The organism is Bradyrhizobium sp. 33ap4 (genome assembly GCF_032654765.1).
GTDB lineage: Bacteria > Pseudomonadota > Alphaproteobacteria > Rhizobiales > Xanthobacteraceae > Bradyrhizobium > Bradyrhizobium australafricanum.
Window position 1 is genome coordinate 37,103 of record NZ_JAUMTJ010000030.1, and the last position, 17,146, is coordinate 54,248.

Annotated in this window: 16 protein-coding genes and 1 tRNA gene; 10 read left to right on the forward strand and 7 right to left on the reverse strand. The window is 61.9% G+C overall.

From position 1 onward, the window contains the following. Nucleotides 1–469: 469 nt before the first annotated feature. On the forward strand, nucleotides 470–1,447 hold the full coding sequence (locus Q2M23_RS23060) for an AraC family transcriptional regulator (protein ID WP_316397141.1): 978 nt from the start codon (nucleotides 470–472) through the stop codon (nucleotides 1,445–1,447). Nucleotides 1,448–1,642: 195 nt separating this feature from the next. Here Q2M23_RS23060 and Q2M23_RS23065 read toward each other — a convergent pair whose 3' ends face one another. From Q2M23_RS23065 to Q2M23_RS23075, 3 genes are all read right to left on the reverse strand, one after another. Continuing rightward, the gene (locus Q2M23_RS23065; RefSeq protein ID WP_057017332.1) at nucleotides 1,643–1,843 is read right to left on the reverse strand and encodes a hypothetical protein; all 201 of its coding nucleotides are present in this window, start codon (nucleotides 1,841–1,843) and stop codon (nucleotides 1,643–1,645) included. Nucleotides 1,844–2,046: 203 nt separating this feature from the next. After that, nucleotides 2,047–2,268: a DUF6894 family protein gene (locus tag Q2M23_RS23070; protein WP_028333448.1), complete on the reverse strand. Its 222-nt coding sequence runs from the start codon at nucleotides 2,266–2,268 to the stop codon at nucleotides 2,047–2,049. After that, a complete protein-coding gene (locus Q2M23_RS23075) occupies nucleotides 2,269–2,427 on the reverse strand; it encodes a hypothetical protein (RefSeq protein ID WP_253589102.1) in 159 nt (52 codons plus the stop codon). A gap of 179 nt (nucleotides 2,428–2,606) precedes the next feature. Between Q2M23_RS23075 and Q2M23_RS23080 the strand changes: the two genes are divergently transcribed. From Q2M23_RS23080 to Q2M23_RS23090, 3 genes are all read left to right on the forward strand, one after another. After that, nucleotides 2,607–2,792, forward strand: coding sequence for a DUF3606 domain-containing protein (locus tag Q2M23_RS23080; protein ID WP_028333447.1), 186 nt, complete (start codon nucleotides 2,607–2,609; stop codon nucleotides 2,790–2,792). A 1-nt stretch (nucleotide 2,793) separates the two neighbouring features. After that, a complete protein-coding gene (locus Q2M23_RS23085) occupies nucleotides 2,794–2,970 on the forward strand; it encodes a DUF2934 domain-containing protein (RefSeq protein ID WP_076830016.1) in 177 nt (58 codons plus the stop codon). Between the two features lie 112 nt (nucleotides 2,971–3,082). Further along, on the forward strand, nucleotides 3,083–3,427 hold the full coding sequence (locus tag Q2M23_RS23090) for a DUF1236 domain-containing protein (RefSeq protein WP_028333446.1): 345 nt from the start codon (nucleotides 3,083–3,085) through the stop codon (nucleotides 3,425–3,427). A 110-nt stretch (nucleotides 3,428–3,537) separates the two neighbouring features. On the opposite strand, the gene Q2M23_RS23095 is transcribed toward Q2M23_RS23090, so the two are convergent. The 3 genes from Q2M23_RS23095 to Q2M23_RS23105 form a co-directional block, all read right to left on the reverse strand. Beyond that, on the reverse strand, nucleotides 3,538–3,741 hold the full coding sequence (locus Q2M23_RS23095) for a hypothetical protein (RefSeq protein ID WP_125459363.1): 204 nt from the start codon (nucleotides 3,739–3,741) through the stop codon (nucleotides 3,538–3,540). Nucleotides 3,742–4,116: 375 nt separating this feature from the next. After that, nucleotides 4,117–4,830 (reverse strand): flagellar hook assembly protein FlgD, encoded by a 714-nt coding sequence (locus tag Q2M23_RS23100; RefSeq protein WP_016844363.1) that lies wholly within the window; start codon nucleotides 4,828–4,830, stop codon nucleotides 4,117–4,119. Between the two features lie 10 nt (nucleotides 4,831–4,840). Continuing rightward, a complete protein-coding gene (locus tag Q2M23_RS23105) occupies nucleotides 4,841–6,430 on the reverse strand; it encodes a flagellar hook-length control protein FliK (protein WP_316397142.1) in 1,590 nt (529 codons plus the stop codon). Nucleotides 6,431–6,789: 359 nt separating this feature from the next. Between Q2M23_RS23105 and mnmA the strand changes: the two genes are divergently transcribed. The 4 genes from mnmA (at nucleotide 6,790) to Q2M23_RS23125 (ending at nucleotide 9,265) form a co-directional block, all read left to right on the forward strand. Beyond that, nucleotides 6,790–7,986 carry a tRNA 2-thiouridine(34) synthase MnmA gene (mnmA, locus tag Q2M23_RS23110; RefSeq protein WP_316397143.1) on the forward strand — a complete coding sequence of 399 codons (1,197 nt, stop codon included), beginning with the start codon at nucleotides 6,790–6,792 and terminating at the stop codon, nucleotides 7,984–7,986. 25 nt (nucleotides 7,987–8,011) lie between these two features. Then, nucleotides 8,012–8,650, forward strand: a complete 639-nt coding sequence (locus Q2M23_RS23115) for a class I SAM-dependent methyltransferase (protein WP_141343435.1) — start codon at nucleotides 8,012–8,014, stop codon at nucleotides 8,648–8,650. A gap of 53 nt (nucleotides 8,651–8,703) precedes the next feature. Continuing rightward, nucleotides 8,704–9,072, forward strand: a complete 369-nt coding sequence (locus Q2M23_RS23120) for a hypothetical protein (protein ID WP_316397144.1) — start codon at nucleotides 8,704–8,706, stop codon at nucleotides 9,070–9,072. 116 nt (nucleotides 9,073–9,188) lie between these two features. Beyond that, nucleotides 9,189–9,265 (forward strand) — tRNA-Met (locus tag Q2M23_RS23125). Here the strand turns inward: Q2M23_RS23125 and Q2M23_RS23130 are convergent. Then, nucleotides 9,222–10,919, reverse strand: a complete 1,698-nt coding sequence (locus Q2M23_RS23130; protein WP_316397189.1) for a recombinase family protein — start codon at nucleotides 10,917–10,919, stop codon at nucleotides 9,222–9,224. The two genes, Q2M23_RS23125 and Q2M23_RS23130, sit on opposite strands and share 44 nt — an antisense overlap. Before the next feature lie 810 nt (nucleotides 10,920–11,729). Between Q2M23_RS23130 and Q2M23_RS23135 the strand changes: the two genes are divergently transcribed. Together Q2M23_RS23135 and Q2M23_RS23140 are read left to right on the forward strand one after the other, a co-directional pair. Further along, nucleotides 11,730–15,272: an AAA domain-containing protein gene (locus Q2M23_RS23135; protein ID WP_316397145.1), complete on the forward strand. Its 3,543-nt coding sequence runs from the start codon at nucleotides 11,730–11,732 to the stop codon at nucleotides 15,270–15,272. Next, on the forward strand, nucleotides 15,269–17,017 hold the full coding sequence (locus Q2M23_RS23140) for a phospholipase D-like domain-containing protein (protein ID WP_316397146.1): 1,749 nt from the start codon (nucleotides 15,269–15,271) through the stop codon (nucleotides 17,015–17,017). The genes Q2M23_RS23135 and Q2M23_RS23140 overlap by 4 nt, the downstream gene beginning before the upstream one ends. The last annotated feature ends 129 nt before the right edge of the window (nucleotides 17,018–17,146 follow it).

Genomic DNA, 17,146 nt, shown 5'->3' on the forward strand with positions numbered 1-17,146 from the left:
CACGTGACAGATTTCGACCATTTCAACCGGCGGCGATAACCGACAGTGCCGCAGGCAGTCCGACGCAACCAAAATCGATATCAGTCGTTCTACTGAATGACCTGCGCGTGGCGTCTTAGCCAGGAAACCGCGTACGGGGCACGACACTGATTTGCGCTTGCACGGAATGTTTGAAACGGATCCGATGGCAGCAATTATAAATAGAGCGATCGCGACTGCTTCTTCTTAAGAGGGAAATTTGCCGCGATTTTCATGATGTCATTATATACGTAATATTCTAATCACCAAGTGAACCAGTTCACATCAGTATCAATCACAGGCGAGCAAGACTAGCAGACCGGTAGCGTGGCTTCTTGGACTCATGCGCACGGATCGGGCGAAGACCGGTGCGTGAATCGCAAAATGCAGATACCGATTGTGGAGTGCCGCAACATTTCATTCCGACGTTTTGTGAAGGCTGGAGGTCCCCATGCCGATGGACGCAGCCAATTTCGCATCGTATCGATTTTCGACGTGCGAGCTTCCGGAACGCATTCGTATCCCGCTCTGGCGCGAGCACTTTGGCCGATGCATCGTGCACGCCGATATCGAGCCTCTATCGAACGTTTCATTCCAGGCCGATGCGTCGCTGCGATCGGTTCAGGGATTGCGCATGCTGGCGCTGAAGGGCACGTCGATGCGGTTCAAGCGTTTGCAGGCGAACCTTGCCGATGGCGATGACTCCATCGGGGTCATCTTCTGCTCTCCGGGCAGATGTCAGCTATCGCAGCGCGGCCGGGACGCCGATTTTCGCGCCGGCGACGCAATTGCAATTCTGCATTCCGAGCCCGCCAGCGTCACCTATATCGACGGGTTGCAATTCGGCCTGGCCGTGCCGCGCGAGGCGCTTGCGCAGCGCGTGACCGACGTCGAAGGTCTGGTCATGCGGCCGATTTGCCACCGGACAGAAGCATTCCGACTGTTCATCTCATACCTGAAATCGGTGCTTAAGACGAAAGCGCTGAGCGCGCCGAAGCTTCGCGATACAGTCGTGACCCATATCCACGATCTCATCGCGCTCGCGATCGGCGAGTGTGCTGCGTTGGGCGAGAGCAGCGCGAGCGCCGTCGTCGCTGCGCGGCATCGTGCTATGCTCGACTACATCGCCGCACACTTTGAGGAGCCCGGGCTCAACGTTCAAACGGTTGCGCGTGGCCAGGGCATCTCGCCGCGCTATCTGCAGCGCCTGATGGCGTCATCAGGCCCGTCGTTCACCGAGCGCTTGAATGAATTGCGGCTCCAGCGGGCGCTCAAATTGCTCACCGAGCCAGATGCCGGCCGTCGGCGAATTTCCGATATCGCGCTCGAGGTCGGTTTCTCGGATGTTTCGCATTTCAACCGTCTGTTCCGAGCCCGCTTCGGCGATTCGCCACGCGGTGTGCGGCTCGCACGAAAGGGCTCTCACTGAGCCGCCGCCCCTGATCGGGATGTGCGCGAGGTGCTGCCTAGGGGCGCTCCGGAGCGAAGGGCGAGGTGGGTTGAGGCCGGCTGCAAGTCTGGTTGGGGCAAAACCCGACGTTGGGGCGGGCCCGAGCCTCGAACGCCTCGCGGCTGTGCGCGCATTAGCTTATGTGAATCGACACAACTTATGTGAATCGAAGCGCTATGGTGGCGGCTCTGCTCCCGGAGTGGCGAGCCATTGGTCGATCTGGACGGCGCGCTCGGCCTCGCGGGCCTTCTTGAGAAGTCGTTCCCGCTCGGTGCCGGGAGGCAGATGCGAAGCCCTCGCGCGGGCCGCTTCCTCCAGCTGAATGAGGCGGTATGCGAGCGTCGTGGTTTGCTTGAAGCGATTGCGACGTTTCATGTGTGCAATTGGTGTTTCAACCCTGATGTAGGTCCGAACCGCGCTCGTCGTCGTTTGTTCCTATTGAACGGCGGGGCGTGGCCTGTCCTGGTCGCGTCCTTGAGAGCACCATGCGGCGGGCCGGCCAAGGAATGCCGGACATCGGCCGGCAGCGTCGATCTGCAGGAAGCGAGCCGAGCCGAGATGAGAACGATCATTCCCCGTCAGACGCTCGTCGAAGCCAGGGGGATGCGGAAGAGTTCGCTATCGCCCGCATCGCGAACCGAAATGAAATTGCCGTCGCGAACCATCTCCGGCTTTTCAGTGCCGATCCGGTGAGCGATGAAGCTGCCGTGATCCTGGGCGTCCTTGTCGTCGGCACAGTCGTGACCGACGACGTCGTGTGCGGGGATGTCGCCCGCGAGATGGAAGAAGTATCTGGGCATCTAGGTCAGCTTGTCCAAATTGCCGAACGGCTTCGCGGGCGGCGCGTTCTCGGCGTTCTTGATCTGCTGCGCGCCTTCCTCGGCTAGCCTGCCATCGTTGATGATCTCGGCGTTGAGCTGCTTGACCCGTCCGCCGATCCTGTCTGCAATGCCTGTCATGGCTTACCTTTGTTCGTGCTGCCGCCCGCGGCCTCTCACGACTGAAGTATCGCTCGTGGAGAATGTTCCTCCGAGGGGTGAGGACCCAGCCATCCAAGAAAGGAACAAATGACTGTCCGGAAGATTGGATCGCCAGCAACGGCCGAGGCTCAGGCCGAGCGGTTGACGCGAGAAGTTCAGTGACGAAGCGCCTGACCAGGAAAGAGCAGTTCGATCGATCGAAGATCAACATGCACGATCTGCTTCAGGTGAGATGCTGGACACATGCCCTCGGCGTGTCGCGCGAACAGCTGCGTAAAGCCGTCGAGAAGGTCGGTGACTCGGCCGTGACGGTTCGCAAGGAGCTCGGAATTCCCGAGGAATGACATGGCCACCGAACAGCAGATCCGGGACTACGCGCGGCAGCTCTGGGAGAAGGCCGGAAAGCCCGACGGCAGGGACGAGGAATTCCGGCACGCGGCCGAGGTCGAGCTGAATGCGGAGAGCGAAAGTCCGGACGCGCCAACACTGGACCAGCCGAACAAGACGTCCATTCCCGGATGAACGCCTTGGCGCGAGGAGCGCGCCGGCAACGATTGATCGGGATCCTCCGTTAGGAACATTGCCATTCTGTCGCGGTTCTCGAAACGCCGCATGGAGCGGTGAGGAGGACGTTATGAAGAAGCTGGTTCTGATTTCTGTTGCCGCCGTATTGGCGTCGACGGGCGCTTTTGCCCAGAGCACGATTGTCGGCACGACCGGTGCCGGACATGCCGCCACCGTGCAGATCGAGCCGCAATATCGCACGCGAATCCACAGCTATGTGACCGAACACAAGATCCGTCCCGTCGAGACGCGGGAGAGGATCGTCGTCGGCTCGCCTGTGCCGCGCGAGGTCGAGCTTGAAGCGGTGCCTGCCGATTGGGGTCCGTCGCTCACCAGATATCGCTATGTCTATACCGGCCAGCGCGTGATGCTGGTCGATCCCGACACCCGTACGGTCGTGCAGGAAGTCGAGTGAGGCCGCTCTGATGGCGGGCCGCCTGCAACGGCGGCGGCCCGCGCTCAGCCGGAACGTCCGATCCGCGGGGCAAGCGCCGTTCCGTCAGCGGCCATCGACCGCGTCGGCCGTCAGAGACCGATGCTGGCCACAGCCGCTTCCGCGACGCCCTTCGCGTCGAGGGCGCCGGTCTTGCCGATCTCGATGACCTTGCGGGCCACGATCTCGCAAAGCGGATCGTTGCGATCGACCAGACCCATCGAATGCAGCGCCAAGCTGAACGCCCTGTTGAAGAGCTCGATTTGCTCCGGCGTGTATTCGCCCGTCTTCAGCAAGCGATTGATCGGCATTGTCGAGCCCCACAGCAAGCAGCCAAGTGACGTGGCTATAGCATGGAACCGTCGCGATCGGCACCCGGCTTTCCCTGCGCGCCCTACAACAGTGAAGGCGGAACGAACAGCAAAGCTCGGGCAAATCATGTCGCGAGAATGCGGATGTTTGATTCACCGGCCGAACCACATATTCGGTGTCGTCCCTGCGAAAGCAGGGACCCATTACCCCAACTCTCAGTTGTTGCGCGACACTGGGGCCACGATCCCGCTTATCATCAAATGCGGTGGTGATGGGTCCTGGCTTTCGCCAGGACGACGATACAGTGTGGTGAGCGCGGTCGCCCGCTCAAAGCGCGGCTACGGATCGTGGCAATGTGCTCAGCTCGAGCCAGTCGCCCCGCGCACCACGCGCTTGATCTTGTCGGTGGTATAGGTCTGCCCGCCGATCGAGAGCAGCGGCGGGGAGGCGGTCAGGTCGACGGAGTCGACAACGCCCTGCACCTCGGTCGAGATGGCGATCGGGTTGCCCTTGGAATCCTTGCCGGTGGCGGTCAGCGTGTAGGTGCCGGCCGGCCATTGCGTGCCGTCATTGCCCTTGCCGTCCCAGACGAAGCTGGCGTTGCCCTGCTTCAGGCTGAAATTGCCGGAATAGGCGGTCTGGCCGGTCGCGCTGGTGATCGTGATGGTGGCGCTGGTGGCTTGCGGGGACACCAGATTCCAGGTCGCGGATTTGTCGAACTGGGTCTTGCTGCCGTCGACCGCGACCGTGTTGCCGACATAGACCAGCGCCTGGGTCGACTGCGCGCTCTTCTCGATCTCGATCAGCGACTTCAGCTGATCGTTGGATTTCAGTTGCTGCTCGACGCCCGCGAACTGCACCAGCTGCTGGGTGAACTGGTTGGTGTCGAGCGGGTCGAGCGGGTTCTGGTTCTGCAATTGCGTGGTCAGCAGCGTCAGGAAGGTCTGGAAATTGTCGGCGATGCCCTGCGAGGAGGTCGTCAGGCCGCTGCCGCTGCTGCTTCCAGAGTTCGTTCCGTTGCTGGTGCCCGGTGCTGAGACGACGGGCGTCGGCATGGTTGCATCGACTGCCATGGTGAACTCCTTACACTCTGATATCGACGCCGCCGAGGGCGCCGGTTGCACGGCCGTAGGAGCGGCCCGCCGCTGCGGCGGGAACGCTGTCCTCCTCGGTGACGATCAAACGATGGGCGTTCGGATTGGACTGGCCATTGTTGTTCTGGCCCGACTGCGACTGGTCGCGCAGGCTGAACTGCAATCCGCCATTGCCGGTCGAGAGGCCGGCATTGTCGAGCGCGCGCTGCAGCTGGTTGGCGTCCTGGCGCAGCATCGACAACGTTTCCGGGCGTTCGACGGTGAGATGCGAGGTGACCTGGCCGTTGCGATCGACATCGATGCGGACATCGATGCGGCCGAGCTCGGCGGGGTCGAGCCGGACCTCGAAGCGACTCTTGCCGCTCTTGGCGGAGGCGGCGATCTGCACCGCAAGCCCGCTGAGCGGCACGGCGGCGCTCTGCGCGGCGTTGGTCACGGTCAATTGTGCGGTCGCAGACGGCGTCGTCTGGGTGGTCGCCAATTGGGTCTGGAACGTATTGGGCGCCTGAGCGCTGGAATCGGGCGTCGCGAGCGGGGATTGCACAGCCGCCTGGCCGCCGACCGTCGGCGCGGCGTTGCCGTCGCCCTTCGCATCGGACTTGATGGCATCGGCTGCACCGTCCGCGGCGGCCTTCGCCTTGCCGGCGGCGGCGGCCGATTGCGCGACCGCGGGGACGATGTTGGTCGGAGCGGCCTGCGCGGTGTTGGCGTTGCCCTGGGCTGCGCCGTCCTGATCGGCAGGCGCCGTCGCGGCCGCCGCGTCCGTCGTGGCGACCTGCGCCTTGGCCTGCGTCGTCGTCTTCGCGGCGGGCGTTCCGGCGGCAACCGTGGCGGCGAGTGCCGCATCGCCGGTCGCCGTCGCGGCGCCCGGAACCGTCGTCGCATCGGCGGTGGTGATGATCTGCGCGTCGGTCTTGACGCCGGCTGCCTTCGCGACCTTGTCGGCGTTCGCTGTGGTGACCGCCGCCGCTGCGGTGTCGGCGCCGGCAGGCGCGCCGCTGCCGGCCGCCGCACCGGTGCCGGCGATGGCCGAGCTTGCCGCGATGGCCGCTGCCGCGATCGCGAGTGGTGCGGCCGGCTGGTCGGACGGCGCGGTGGCCGCCGGTGTCGGGGCGGTCGCCGGTGTCGCGGCAACAGGAGCAATCACGGCATTCACGGTTGCCGCACCGGGATCCTGCTGCGCAGTAGCCTGCGTCGCGTCCGGCTTGTCACTGGTCGATTTCGCATCGGAGCTCGATGTCGAGTCGTCCGATTTCGATTTCGACTTGGTCCTGGACGGCGCGTCGCTGTCGACCTTGTTGTCGTCGCGCGAACTGGCGGAATCCCGCGACGTCCGGTCGGAGCCCGTGCTGGTGTCGCGGGAGCGTGCGTCGGTCGTCGAGGGCGGATCGTCGGACCGCCGCGAGGGCGCCGGCTGGGAGTCGTAGCGGCTGCTGTCGTTTGTGGACGCAGTGTTGCTGTCGACCAGCGCGGCAAAGCCGTCGTTCCCCGCCTGCGAAGCGGGATCGGGCCGCGCCGACCGCTGCCTCGCGCCCTGAAAAGACCGGCCTGCCAATGCTTCCGACGTGACGCTGACCACTGCCAACCCTCGCAAATGAGACTTCCGGCGTTTTGTCAGCAAGGAGTGGGCCAACAAGGGGGCGGCAATAAATAATGAGTTATTTCAGAAGGTTATGAGCTATCTTGGTCGGCTGGAACGGGTTCCCGGCAGGTCTCCTTTTTGCCCGGCGGCAAGATTTGCCGTCCAGGCGCGGCACGGCACGGCTTCCGCGGATTGCCTCACCGGAATACGGCCTATATTAAAGGTGGCCTCCAACGCGTCCGAACCGACCGAAGCGGCCTTGGATGTGTTCTAAGGCTCTCTGGACAAAAGGCTTTTTCCAATATCGTCGCGGAGCGCATAAGCTCGCCGCGACAGTGACCAATGACCGCTTAAAGATGCTCAACAGTCTGGATCTCGAAGGCCGCCCTGAAGACACACGGATCGTCGTTGCCATGTCCGGCGGCGTCGACTCGTCAGTGACGGCTGCGCTGTTGAAGTCGCAGGGTTACGACGTGGTCGGGATCACGCTGCAGCTGTACGACCACGGCGCCGCGACCCATCGCAAGGGCGCCTGCTGCGCCGGCCGCGACATCCACGACGCGCGCAATGTCGCCGAGCGGATCGGCATCCCGCATTACGTGCTCGACTACGAAAGCCGCTTCAAGCAATCGGTGATCGACAATTTCGCCGACAGCTACGCGCTCGGCGAGACGCCGGTGCCGTGCATCGAGTGCAACCGTTCGGTCAAGTTTCGCGACCTGCTCGCGACCGCGCGCGAGCTCGGGGCGCAGGCGCTCGCCACCGGCCACTATGTCGCCTCGCGGCGGCTTGCCGACGGATCGCGCTCGCTGGTCTGTGCCGCGGATGCCGATCGCGACCAGAGCTATTTCCTGTTCGCGACCACGCGCGAGCAGCTCGACTTCCTGCGCTTCCCGCTCGGCGATATGACCAAGCCGCAGACCCGCGAGTTGGCGCGGCGCTTCGATCTCGAGGTCGCCGACAAGCAGGACAGCCAGGACATCTGCTTTGTGCCGACCGGCCGCTACACCGACATCATCGGACGGCTGAAGCCGAATGCGATCGCGCCGGGCGACATCGTCGATCTCGACGGTCATGTGATCGGCCAGCACCAGGGCATCGTTCATTTCACCGTCGGCCAGCGCAAGGGGCTCGGCATTGCCTCCGGCAGCCCGCTCTATGTGGTCAAGCTCGATGCGGCGACGCGCCGTGTCGTGGTCGGGCCGCGCGAGGCACTGCGGATGGATCGCATCGCGCTGCGCGACGTCAACTGGATCGGCGACGGCGCGCTGGATCGGGTGATCGGCGAGGGCATCGAGATCTATGTCCGCGTGCGTTCGACGCGCGCGCCGCAGCCAGCGTGGTTGCGCGCCGTCGATGGCGGCTATGAGGTCGAGCTCGTCGCCGGCGAGGAGGGCGTGTCGCCCGGCCAGGCCTGCGTGTTCTACGACGCGGCCTCTGGGCAGGCGCGTGTGCTCGGCGGCGGCTTCATCAGGAGTGCAAGCGCCAGCCGCGCAATACGGGCCGCGACGCAGGACGTGTTGGCGCCGCTTGCGGAAGCGGTTCGCGGATAGACAGAAGAAACGTCGGGGCAGGGGAATGGCTGGGGACATCGACCGCGAAGGGGTCGAAAAGGCGTATGGCCGCTGGGCACCGATCTACGATCTGGTGTTCGGCAAGGTGTTCGATCAGGGCCGTCAGTCGACGATCGCGGAAGCCGACCGGATCGGCGGCCGCGTGCTCGACGTCGGCGTCGGCACCGGGCTCTCGCTGTCGGAATACAAGCGCACCACAAAGCTATGCGGCGTCGATATTTCCGAGCCGATGCTGCGGCGGGCGCTCAAGCGCGTGCGCACGCAGGGCCTGACCAATGTCGAGGCGCTGGCGGTGATGGACGCCAAGAATCTCGCATTTCCGGATGCGTTCTTCGACGCGGTGGTCGCGCAATATGTCATCACCGCGGTGCCGGATCCCGAGGCGACGCTCGACGATTTCATCCGCGTGCTGAAGCCCGGCGGCGAGCTGATCCTGGTCAATCACATCGGTGCCGAGAGCGGCCCCCGCCGCGTCTTCGAGCTCGCCTTCGCGCCGCTGGCGCGGCGGCTCGGCTGGCGTCCGGAGTTTCCGTGGGAGCGGCTGACTAATTGGGCGGCGAAGCATGGCGGGGTCAGCCTTGCGGAGCGCCGGCCGATGCCGCCGATGGGGCATTTCTCGCTGATCCGCTTCCGCAAATCGTGAGGTTGCGGCGATTTTGCGAGGGAACATCGACGCGTCGTCACGGTTTTCTCGTCATGAGGATCAGTCGAACACTCGCTTTATCCTGTGTGCTGATGCTGGCACCCGCTGTTGCCTCGGCGCAGGCGCCGCCGACATCAGCCACGCCGCCGGCACAGACCGCGCCGCCGGCGCCGCAGCGCGCCGCCGCGAATTGCGCGCCGCAGCAGCAGCCGTCGCATCCCGGCGCGCCGGCTCCCGAGGGAACCACCACCGGGCAGAGCAGCCAGCCGCTGGGCGACAAGCTCGCCAAATCCGACGGGGTGTTGTGCCCGCCGGCCGGGGTCGATCCCGAAATGCGTGCGCCGACCCCGCAAGGCGGCAACACGCCGGTGATTCCGCCGCCCGGCAGCCCCGGTGGCGACCCATCGGTGAGGCCGAAATAGCCTCTGCCTGCAATAAGTTGCTGCCCCGTCCGGGTTTGCTTGACAGGCGCGCATGCCACTCTTTATATGCCGCGCGTTCGCACCCGCGGCTCACCAGCCGCCGATGGCGAGCCCATGGCGGGGTAGCTCAGCTGGTTAGAGCACGGGAATCATAATCCTGGGGTCGGGGGTTCGAGTCCCTCCCCCGCTACCATCTTTCCCCACACTCCTTTGACTTGGTTTGGATAGGCCTTTTCCCCGAGCAGGGCGTTTAGCCGGCCTGCTATCTCCACGGCTACACCACCTGGGCGGCCTGGATCGCGGAACACGGTGACCGACTCAACCAAGTCTCTGATCGCTTCTGCGGCCTCTCCGTCGCCCGCACTGACACCTTTACCAAGTGCTTCTTCAAGCCGACCGAGTTGCTCCTCATATCGTTTGAGGATGGCCGGATGCAGTGCGACTTCCTTCAGGGCGGGTGGTTCACTCTGCAACTCCTCAGATATCCGCTTTCGTTCGGCATCTAAGGCAGTCGATCGCGGTCCGAAAACGGATGGATCGCCATGTCCTTTCGCGATCGCATCCACCAGTCGTTCGATTTCCCGGCTTATTTGCCCAAGCTGCTGCTCAAGGCGCTGCCGTTTTGCATGTGAGGTGGCCGCGAGGCGCTTCCGCTCCTCAAGATACGTGCGTACGTATTCTGAGATAACCTTCGGTGCGCGCAATTCGGCCTTTAGTCCGTTGAGGACCGCGCTCTCGACAGTGTCTAAATAAAAAGTCTTGGCGTCCGGACACGTGCCGCTCTCCGTCGCCGCCGAGCAGCGAATGCGAACGCGCCCTGATTTGTCCCGCCCATTGGTTGCCATGCCCGAGCCGCACGAGCCGCAACGGAGCAGGCCAGACAGCATTCGACGAGGCCGGCGTTGATGGCTGGGGTGGGTGTGACCGCGTTCCTCTTTGCGCTGCTGAGCTGCTCTAAATAGCTCTGGATCGACAATTGCAAGATGCGGCACTTCAGCCACCTGCCAGTCACTCTTAGGATTTGGTCGTGACAGGCGCTTTCCCGAGTCGGGATCTTTCACCATCCTGACTTTGTTCCAGACGAGGCGCCCTACATAAAGCTCGTTCTGCAGAATGCCGGCACCTCTTGCGAGATTGCCATTGATAGTTGAGGCATTCCATGCCCGCCCTCGCGCAGGTGATACCCTCTCTTTGTTGAGATCGTGCGCGATTTCGCGAGGCGTCCGACCGTCCACGTATTCCTGGAAGATGCGCCGGATCACTTGTGCCTCGGCCTCGACGATGACCCGTTCGCCACTCTTTCCAGCGACCGCAGCGTATCCGTATGTTAAGCCACCTCCCGCCAAACCCTGCTTGACCCGGCCTGCTTGGCCACGCCGCACCTTGTGCGCGTTGTCTTCGCGATAGAGTTGTCCAACGAGGCCGCGAAGACCGACCAGCACGGTATTCACGACGCCTTCGTGGACTGCCCGGATCTCGATGCCGAGAAAAGATAGTCGCTTATGGATACCTGCTAGATCTTCCATATCGCGAGAGAGGCGATCGAGCGCTTCGACAATCACCACGTCAAAGGATCGCTCCCGCGCTTGGTCTAACATCCGCAGAAGGCCTTCGCGTCCCATGACCGAGCCACCTGAACGAGCGCGATCTTCATGGGTGCTGATAACCGTTAAGCCTTCGCGCTCTGCATAGGCTTGACAAAGTGAAAGCTGATCTTCAATCGAACGCTCGCTCTGAAGATCGGTTGAGAATCGAGCATAGATCGTCGCTCTCTTCCTTGTCTCTTCGATCGGCGAGCTCTCTTTCATGATCCTCCCTCGCAGCCAGACGAGCAAGTACGCGCGCAAGGCGTAAGATCGCCTTGTCTGGATTCGTCTGCAAGGACAATTTGCGAGGCGCTTCACGCACGATCGAACCTCTAGGTGATCGCGCAACTCAACGAGGTGTACGCACCTGCGCTGGCGCCACTCCACAAAATGTCGGCGTTAGTGATCATCCAGAGCATCATGCTTGGGCGGTGCCTAAGCGGAATGGCCGCTATGAGTTCGTCGTGTAATTGGATGCCGCGGCGAAGAAAAAGGGATAGAGTTCAGAAGGCCTTCACCGCCGAAGTGCGTGCTGCTAGGCGTTCAAGCGGACTGTCGACGAATGTCGATATGAGATCGCCGGCAGCAAGACCGCTTGGCTTTCGGCGAAGTACATGATTGCCGCGTCTACCCCCTTGATCGGGTGCCCAGCTTTAGGAATTGTCCTTGGAGATGAGATCGATCCGATGGAGTGCGGCAGTCCGGATGGATTCCGTTAGCTGCTTTGGAAGGTGCTTGGGAAGCGCCGTCTCATCTTTCTTCGAAAGCCCTCACGTCCTGGACGAGCAGGAGCATCGCTTGATAGTCGATGACATCGCTGCTCGCCGTCGTGGAGAAGGCAGATGCGCGACCCCGCCTTGGACCAATATATCCCAAGCTTTGTCCGAGCTCGACGTTATAGACGGAAGGCTGTCCGACGTTCTCAAGGGCGGGTTTCGAGCCCTATGAGCGGGCGTTGGCGCCTCCTCAACTAACGGTTGGAAAGTAGTGGACTATCACTTCGGCGTATAGCCGGCAGATGAATGAATGCGTAAGAGGGCGTTACGAACGTCTTGCACGAGAGAAAGTATCATGGCCCCAAGCAGGGCGGAGAAGGCGACGTCGTTCCTGAAGGGATACAAACCCGCGCCGAACGATCTGGTTGGCGGAGATCCGGCGCGCGGGCGACCGGCTCTTTTCAGGGCGCGCAATCCGGAGGGACTTCCGGTTCTGGTCAAGGCTTGGAACCGAGAGGGCGCCGCCTCAGATGCCGACATGAAGGACATTTGGCGGAGCGAGATACGCCAACTGCAGAGGCTTGCTGCAGTTCCGAAGGCGGATGACCTCTTCGTTCCGATGATCACGGCCGGGTCGGACAAGGATGGATTCTATATCGTGCTGGATCCCGGCCGCGGCGATCCCCTCGAGACTTTTCGGAACGCTACGTCGAAACCACCAGTATTGTCAGCCCCCAGGTTGCCGCGGAATCGCAGGTTGCTGTGGGACAATTTTCTACGTGTCGCCCGGGCTCTCGAACTACTGCACTCGCAGGGCATCATACATCGAAATCTCGACCCCTGGTCGATCGTCGGATCGTTCGGGGAGGAGCCCGATTTCCGGTTGACCGGCTTTGAGTGGTCCATGCGACTGGCCACGGTCGAAGACGTCCCGCGCGCAGGCGCCGGTGGCGCCGTATCGCAAGCGGCATCGTTCGGACAGGACTGGCGCAATCTAGGCTTGATGATCTCGGAGCTGCTCGACGTATCGCCGGGAAGGGTAATCGACCTGCGCTTGCTGCTCTCCGAGGTCGCCGACCATCTTTCGGTTTCCGAAGTGAGGATCTTGCGTAAACTTACCGGTACCATCCCCGTCGAGCGTCTTGATGGTGAACAGATCTGTCGCGAGATCTCCGACGTGATCGAAACCATTCAGGCTCAGGCTGCAGGGGGAGAGCTCAAGCTCGCGGCGGCCTTCCGGCTGGATCCGCGCTCGCAATTAACGAAGGACATCCGGCTCGCTACGGGAAATGAGATCGAGGCGAATGACATCGATGGTTTGATCGCCTACGTTAAGGACGATCTTGCGGGCGAGCCATATCTGACGCTCGTGAAAGACGGCCCGAGCGGCGTCAAGGTCGCGTTGCTGGGCAATCAGATGACCTACTGGCTGTCTCCCTATCGTGCCCCGGAAACCACCGATGTTCCGACCTTCGAATTCGTGGTTTGCGAGAAGGCGGAGCTTGCCAGGCCGCATGCGATCATGGGTTCGGAAGTTTTGCTTCCGGAAATGATCGAAATTCTGCCCACAGGTAAGGCCCAGGAACAGAGCTTTGCCCGACGTCGAGGCCGCGTGGCTCATTGGCAGCCGCACATCGACGCCCTCAAGCCTGCGGAGCAGCGGAAGACCGATCTGGACCGCAAGTACGAAGCCTTCGCGCTGCTGACCGCGCTCGAGATGGCTTATGCGGTGGCAGATATCTTTCCTGTTTCCGTGCAGCCAGGCCGGCCGTCGGAAGGGGGGAATCACGGTGTGGTCGCCACGTCGCGGCACGATGAAGAGAGGGAGGCGCTATCGAAGGCGCTGCTCTTCCGCACCTCGCCCGCGGTGCGCCTTTCCGAGCTGCTCGACAAGGGAGAAGCGACCGACAAGAGCAACGATGGTTGGTCCCTGGCCCAGACCGGATCGCTGGGCGAACGAGACGTCGAAAACCACTGGCGATACGTCGGTGTCGATGCGGCGAAGCAAAGGGAGACCTTCAAGTTCGAAGGCTCCTTCGCGACAAGGATCCGCGACGAAGCATTTTTGATCCCGGGGGAGATGCGTGGAAAGCTCACGCAATTGCGCCGCCGTCTGAAGGCGCTCCGTGCGTTGCGGGAGCATTCCGAGTTGCTGCGTATGCTGACCGATCCACGCGGTCGCATCGAAGATAGTCACGATCCCGTAAAGCAGGACAGTGATTTCAAGAGCCTGGACAAATCGAAACAGGAAGCGTTGACGAACATTCTCTCGACCATACCCTTCTTTTTGCTGCAAGGTCCTCCGGGTGTCGGCAAGACCTATGCTGTGTCCGAAATCGTGCGACGTCGCTTCACGGATGAACCGACCTCGCGACTTCTGCTTTCTGCGCAGAGCAACGCTGCTATCGATCACTTGATGCAGGAAGTGATGGCGATGCTGCCGAACGACGTAGAGCCGGTGGCTGTCCGGGCGCGGCCGGCTGATGACGACGCCAGCGATACGGATCTGGAGATCGATCGCCAGGCGGACATCTGGCTGGACGCTCTGGCCGACAGCGATCTCGTCGAGGAGGCCGATCCGAGCGTCCGCGACAAGATCCGGGACTTGGCGGCCGCCCGCAAGGCAAAAGGCTCGGGTAAGTCGAAGGCCGCGCGCGCGATGATTGCGGAGGCGCGAGCGTTCGAGGCGATGATCCTTCGTTCGGCGAACCTCGTGTTCGCGACGACGAACTCCGCGGCAGTCGAGCAGTTGATCGAGGAATCCAGCCTTTTCGACTGGACGATCATCGAGGAAGCGGGCAAGGCGACGGGCAGCGAACTGCTTTCGCCTCTGCTGCTTTCGCATCGGCGGCTGATGATAGGCGATCATCAGCAATTGGCGCCTTACGGCGCCGACAACATGATCAAGCTTCTGTCGAGCGCCGAGTCGGTCAAGAAGGCGCTGCGGGCGGCGATGCCGTACATAGCTCGGTACCAGAAGGAGCCCGGTATCGAGGAAATCTTCAACGTCATAGAAGTCGATGATGCGGATTTCGGTCGACTTTGCGCGGATACGCTCGCCGTCCTGACGCTGTTCGAAACGTTGGTACGCGGCGAGATTGCCGCAAGGACCGATAACGGCCGAATACGGCGCCCGATCTTTCACAAGCTCGACGAGCAACATCGCATGCATCCGGCGATCGCAAAGATCGTGTCGGACTGCTTTTACGATGGCACTATCAAGACGAACGAGAAGGTCGAGAAGAAGTATCGCGAAGGCAAGCCTCCGTTCAGGTTTTCGGACGCTCGGCTTCCGGAACGGCCGATTGTATTCATCGATATGCCTTATAGCCGCGAGACCATCGGTTATCGGGGCGGTGATCGCGCGCCCCCATGGATAAACCCGGATGAAGTGACCGCTGCGCTGCAGGTGCTCCGATTGCTGCGAGTGACCGATCGCTCGCGACCGTCGCTCGCCGTGCTTTCTCCCTATAATGAGCAGGTCAAGAGGCTGCGACAGACCATCAGATCGGAGATGGCGGGCTCGTTGAAGCAGCTATCCCAGTTTGAACCGGCATTGGGCGAGGACGGCTATTGCGGGACAGTAGACTCCTTTCAGGGCGACCAAGCCGACGCGGTTTTGATCTCGCTTGTGAGGAATAACGAAAAGGCGACAATCAAGAGCGCGCTCGGATTCCTCGAGGACAGCCGTCGGATGAACGTTCTGCTCAGTCGCGCGAAGTGGCGCATGATTGTCATCGGCAGTCTGAGCTTCTATCGTCACGTGATGAACTACTCGGAAAAGGTGCCCACGGCGGATATCGGATTTCTGAAGAAGTTCCTGGCCTGCTTGGAGGCGGCTGAACGAGATGGGGACGCCAGCATCGTCCCTTGGGACACATTACGGAAGAAATCATGAGCTTGATCGAAGTTGCCATTCCGATGAGGAGAGGTCGGCGCCGCTTCCACGTCGAGAAGGGGCGGCGGTGGAGCGTCATTGAGCACCTAATGCTGGAGGCCGTGTCGCGGGCGCCAGCCACGACGGCGGAGCTCTCGAAACGCTCGAACTTGCATCGCCGGATCGTCGTCGAGGCGTTCATCCGTCTGATGCGGGCGGGCTGGGTCGAGATCATCGACAATCCGAGCGCGACGATATTTCGGGCGACGGTCGCGGGTAAGGAGCAGATAAGGTTCGGAGAGCTAAGGGGACTGACGACGATCAGACCCAGAACGATGAGTTTCGCCTATGATCGCGTGACCGGGCAGGCGTTTCGAGGCAGCGAATTTTCCATTCGAGCCCGCAATCGGATCTCGAAATCGTCGGATGCCGATGCGCTGGTATTTCTCAGCCCTGACCCGCGAAAAGATGCGGAAGATCTGAGCCAGATCTACAGTGCATTGGAAGGAGACAACGAGGTCATCATCGGATCCGACTCCTCGCCGCACCTGCCGATCGAAGGATATGCGGTCGTGAGAGTGATGGGGGGCGTGATCGATGACGTATCCGCGCGGGCGGAGCAGCCGTTGCGCAGTGCCATCCTGAAGGCGGCCTCGGCCGCAGCGACGCCTGCAGCGAAGACGAACGCCGGCACCGAGGTGACGGTCACCGATCCTACCGACTGGACCGAACCCGTAGTGGACGCACTATTCGATCAGAACGACCTGATACTTGGAGACGGGGAGCACAAGACGGCCTTCTTGGATGCCTTGTCGCGCGCGCGCGAGCATGTCGTCATCCATTCGACTTTCATATCGGATCGTCAGGACGATTTCCTAAAGCCGATACTGGCCGCGGCGGCGCGGAATGTACGAGTCGATATCTTGTGGGGGCAATCGGACGATCCTACCGACAATTCCACCTCCCGCACCGCGTCGTCGACGCTTAGACAGTCGATCCAGCAGGCCGGGCGCTCGGACCTGGTCAAGGTACATACTTTGACGACGGATTCGCATGCCAAGATCATCGCCAGCGACGACGGGAACGGTGCATGGAGCGCATTGGTCGGTTCCTGCAATTGGCTTTCGACGGAGTTCGACAGTTTCGAAGCCACGGTCCGATTGAGGGATTCGCGGCTTGCTGGACGCATCGTAAACCACGTAGCGGCTATGTCCTTGGGCTCGCGCGGAGTTTGGCATCCTTTGGCGGACGAACTCACCGTACTCGCCCGTCGTATCGCGAGCACCAAACCCGCATCGGGAAGAAAGGCTAAGGTACGAATTCTTTTGTCGCCGGATCATGCATCGATCCCGTTGGAAGCGCGCGACCACGCGAAAAAGCGGATCGCCATTACCAGCCATCGCATTGGTATCGCCGGGCTTCCAATGGCGATTGTACCAGCCGTCACGGCTGCACAAGAGAGGAAGATTCAAGCGTCGCTATTTTTTGGACGTGCTACCGGCCCATTGTCTGGCGTCGATGCGGCTGAACTTACACGCGAGTTCGAGCGTCAAGGCGTCCGTATCCGTCCGATCTTCCAGCCGAGACTTCACGCGAAGGTCCTGTGCTGGGATGATGACGCACTGGCGGTGAGCAGTCAGAATTGGCTGTCAGCGAGTTCGTCTCAAGCTAGTCCCCGAAAGGAGATTGGCGTATTCGTCGAACTCAATAAAATCGCCGACACTTTCGTCCGACGCTTCGAGCATGCGCGGTCGCAATTCTCGTGACCTCGTGCTCCCGTGCATGTCGTTCCGAGCACGTAGGCGTGTCGTGCAATACCTCCGGGGATGGAGGAGCGAGGCAAGAAGAGCGGAAAGCCGGCCAAGAAGCGCTCCTCATGACGTCGGTCGCCGCCG

Coding starts and splice junctions, on each gene's coding strand:
- Q2M23_RS23115 (WP_141343435.1), top strand. CDS start 8,012: ATGGCTGGGGACATCGACCGCGAAGGGGTCGAAAAGGCGTATGGCCGC.
- Q2M23_RS23075 (WP_253589102.1), bottom strand. CDS start 2,427: ATGACAGGCATTGCAGACAGGATCGGCGGACGGGTCAAGCAGCTCAAC.
- Q2M23_RS23065 (WP_057017332.1), bottom strand. CDS start 1,843: ATGAAACGTCGCAATCGCTTCAAGCAAACCACGACGCTCGCATACCGC.
- Q2M23_RS23120 (WP_316397144.1), top strand. CDS start 8,704: ATGAGGATCAGTCGAACACTCGCTTTATCCTGTGTGCTGATGCTGGCA.
- Q2M23_RS23085 (WP_076830016.1), top strand. CDS start 2,794: ATGGCCACCGAACAGCAGATCCGGGACTACGCGCGGCAGCTCTGGGAG.
- Q2M23_RS23100 (WP_016844363.1), bottom strand. CDS start 4,830: ATGGCAGTCGATGCAACCATGCCGACGCCCGTCGTCTCAGCACCGGGC.
- Q2M23_RS23090 (WP_028333446.1), top strand. CDS start 3,083: ATGAAGAAGCTGGTTCTGATTTCTGTTGCCGCCGTATTGGCGTCGACG.
- Q2M23_RS23060 (WP_316397141.1), top strand. CDS start 470: ATGCCGATGGACGCAGCCAATTTCGCATCGTATCGATTTTCGACGTGC.
- Q2M23_RS23140 (WP_316397146.1), top strand. CDS start 15,269: ATGAGCTTGATCGAAGTTGCCATTCCGATGAGGAGAGGTCGGCGCCGC.
- mnmA (WP_316397143.1), top strand. CDS start 6,790: ATGCTCAACAGTCTGGATCTCGAAGGCCGCCCTGAAGACACACGGATC.
- Q2M23_RS23070 (WP_028333448.1), bottom strand. CDS start 2,268: ATGCCCAGATACTTCTTCCATCTCGCGGGCGACATCCCCGCACACGAC.
- Q2M23_RS23135 (WP_316397145.1), top strand. CDS start 11,730: ATGGCCCCAAGCAGGGCGGAGAAGGCGACGTCGTTCCTGAAGGGATAC.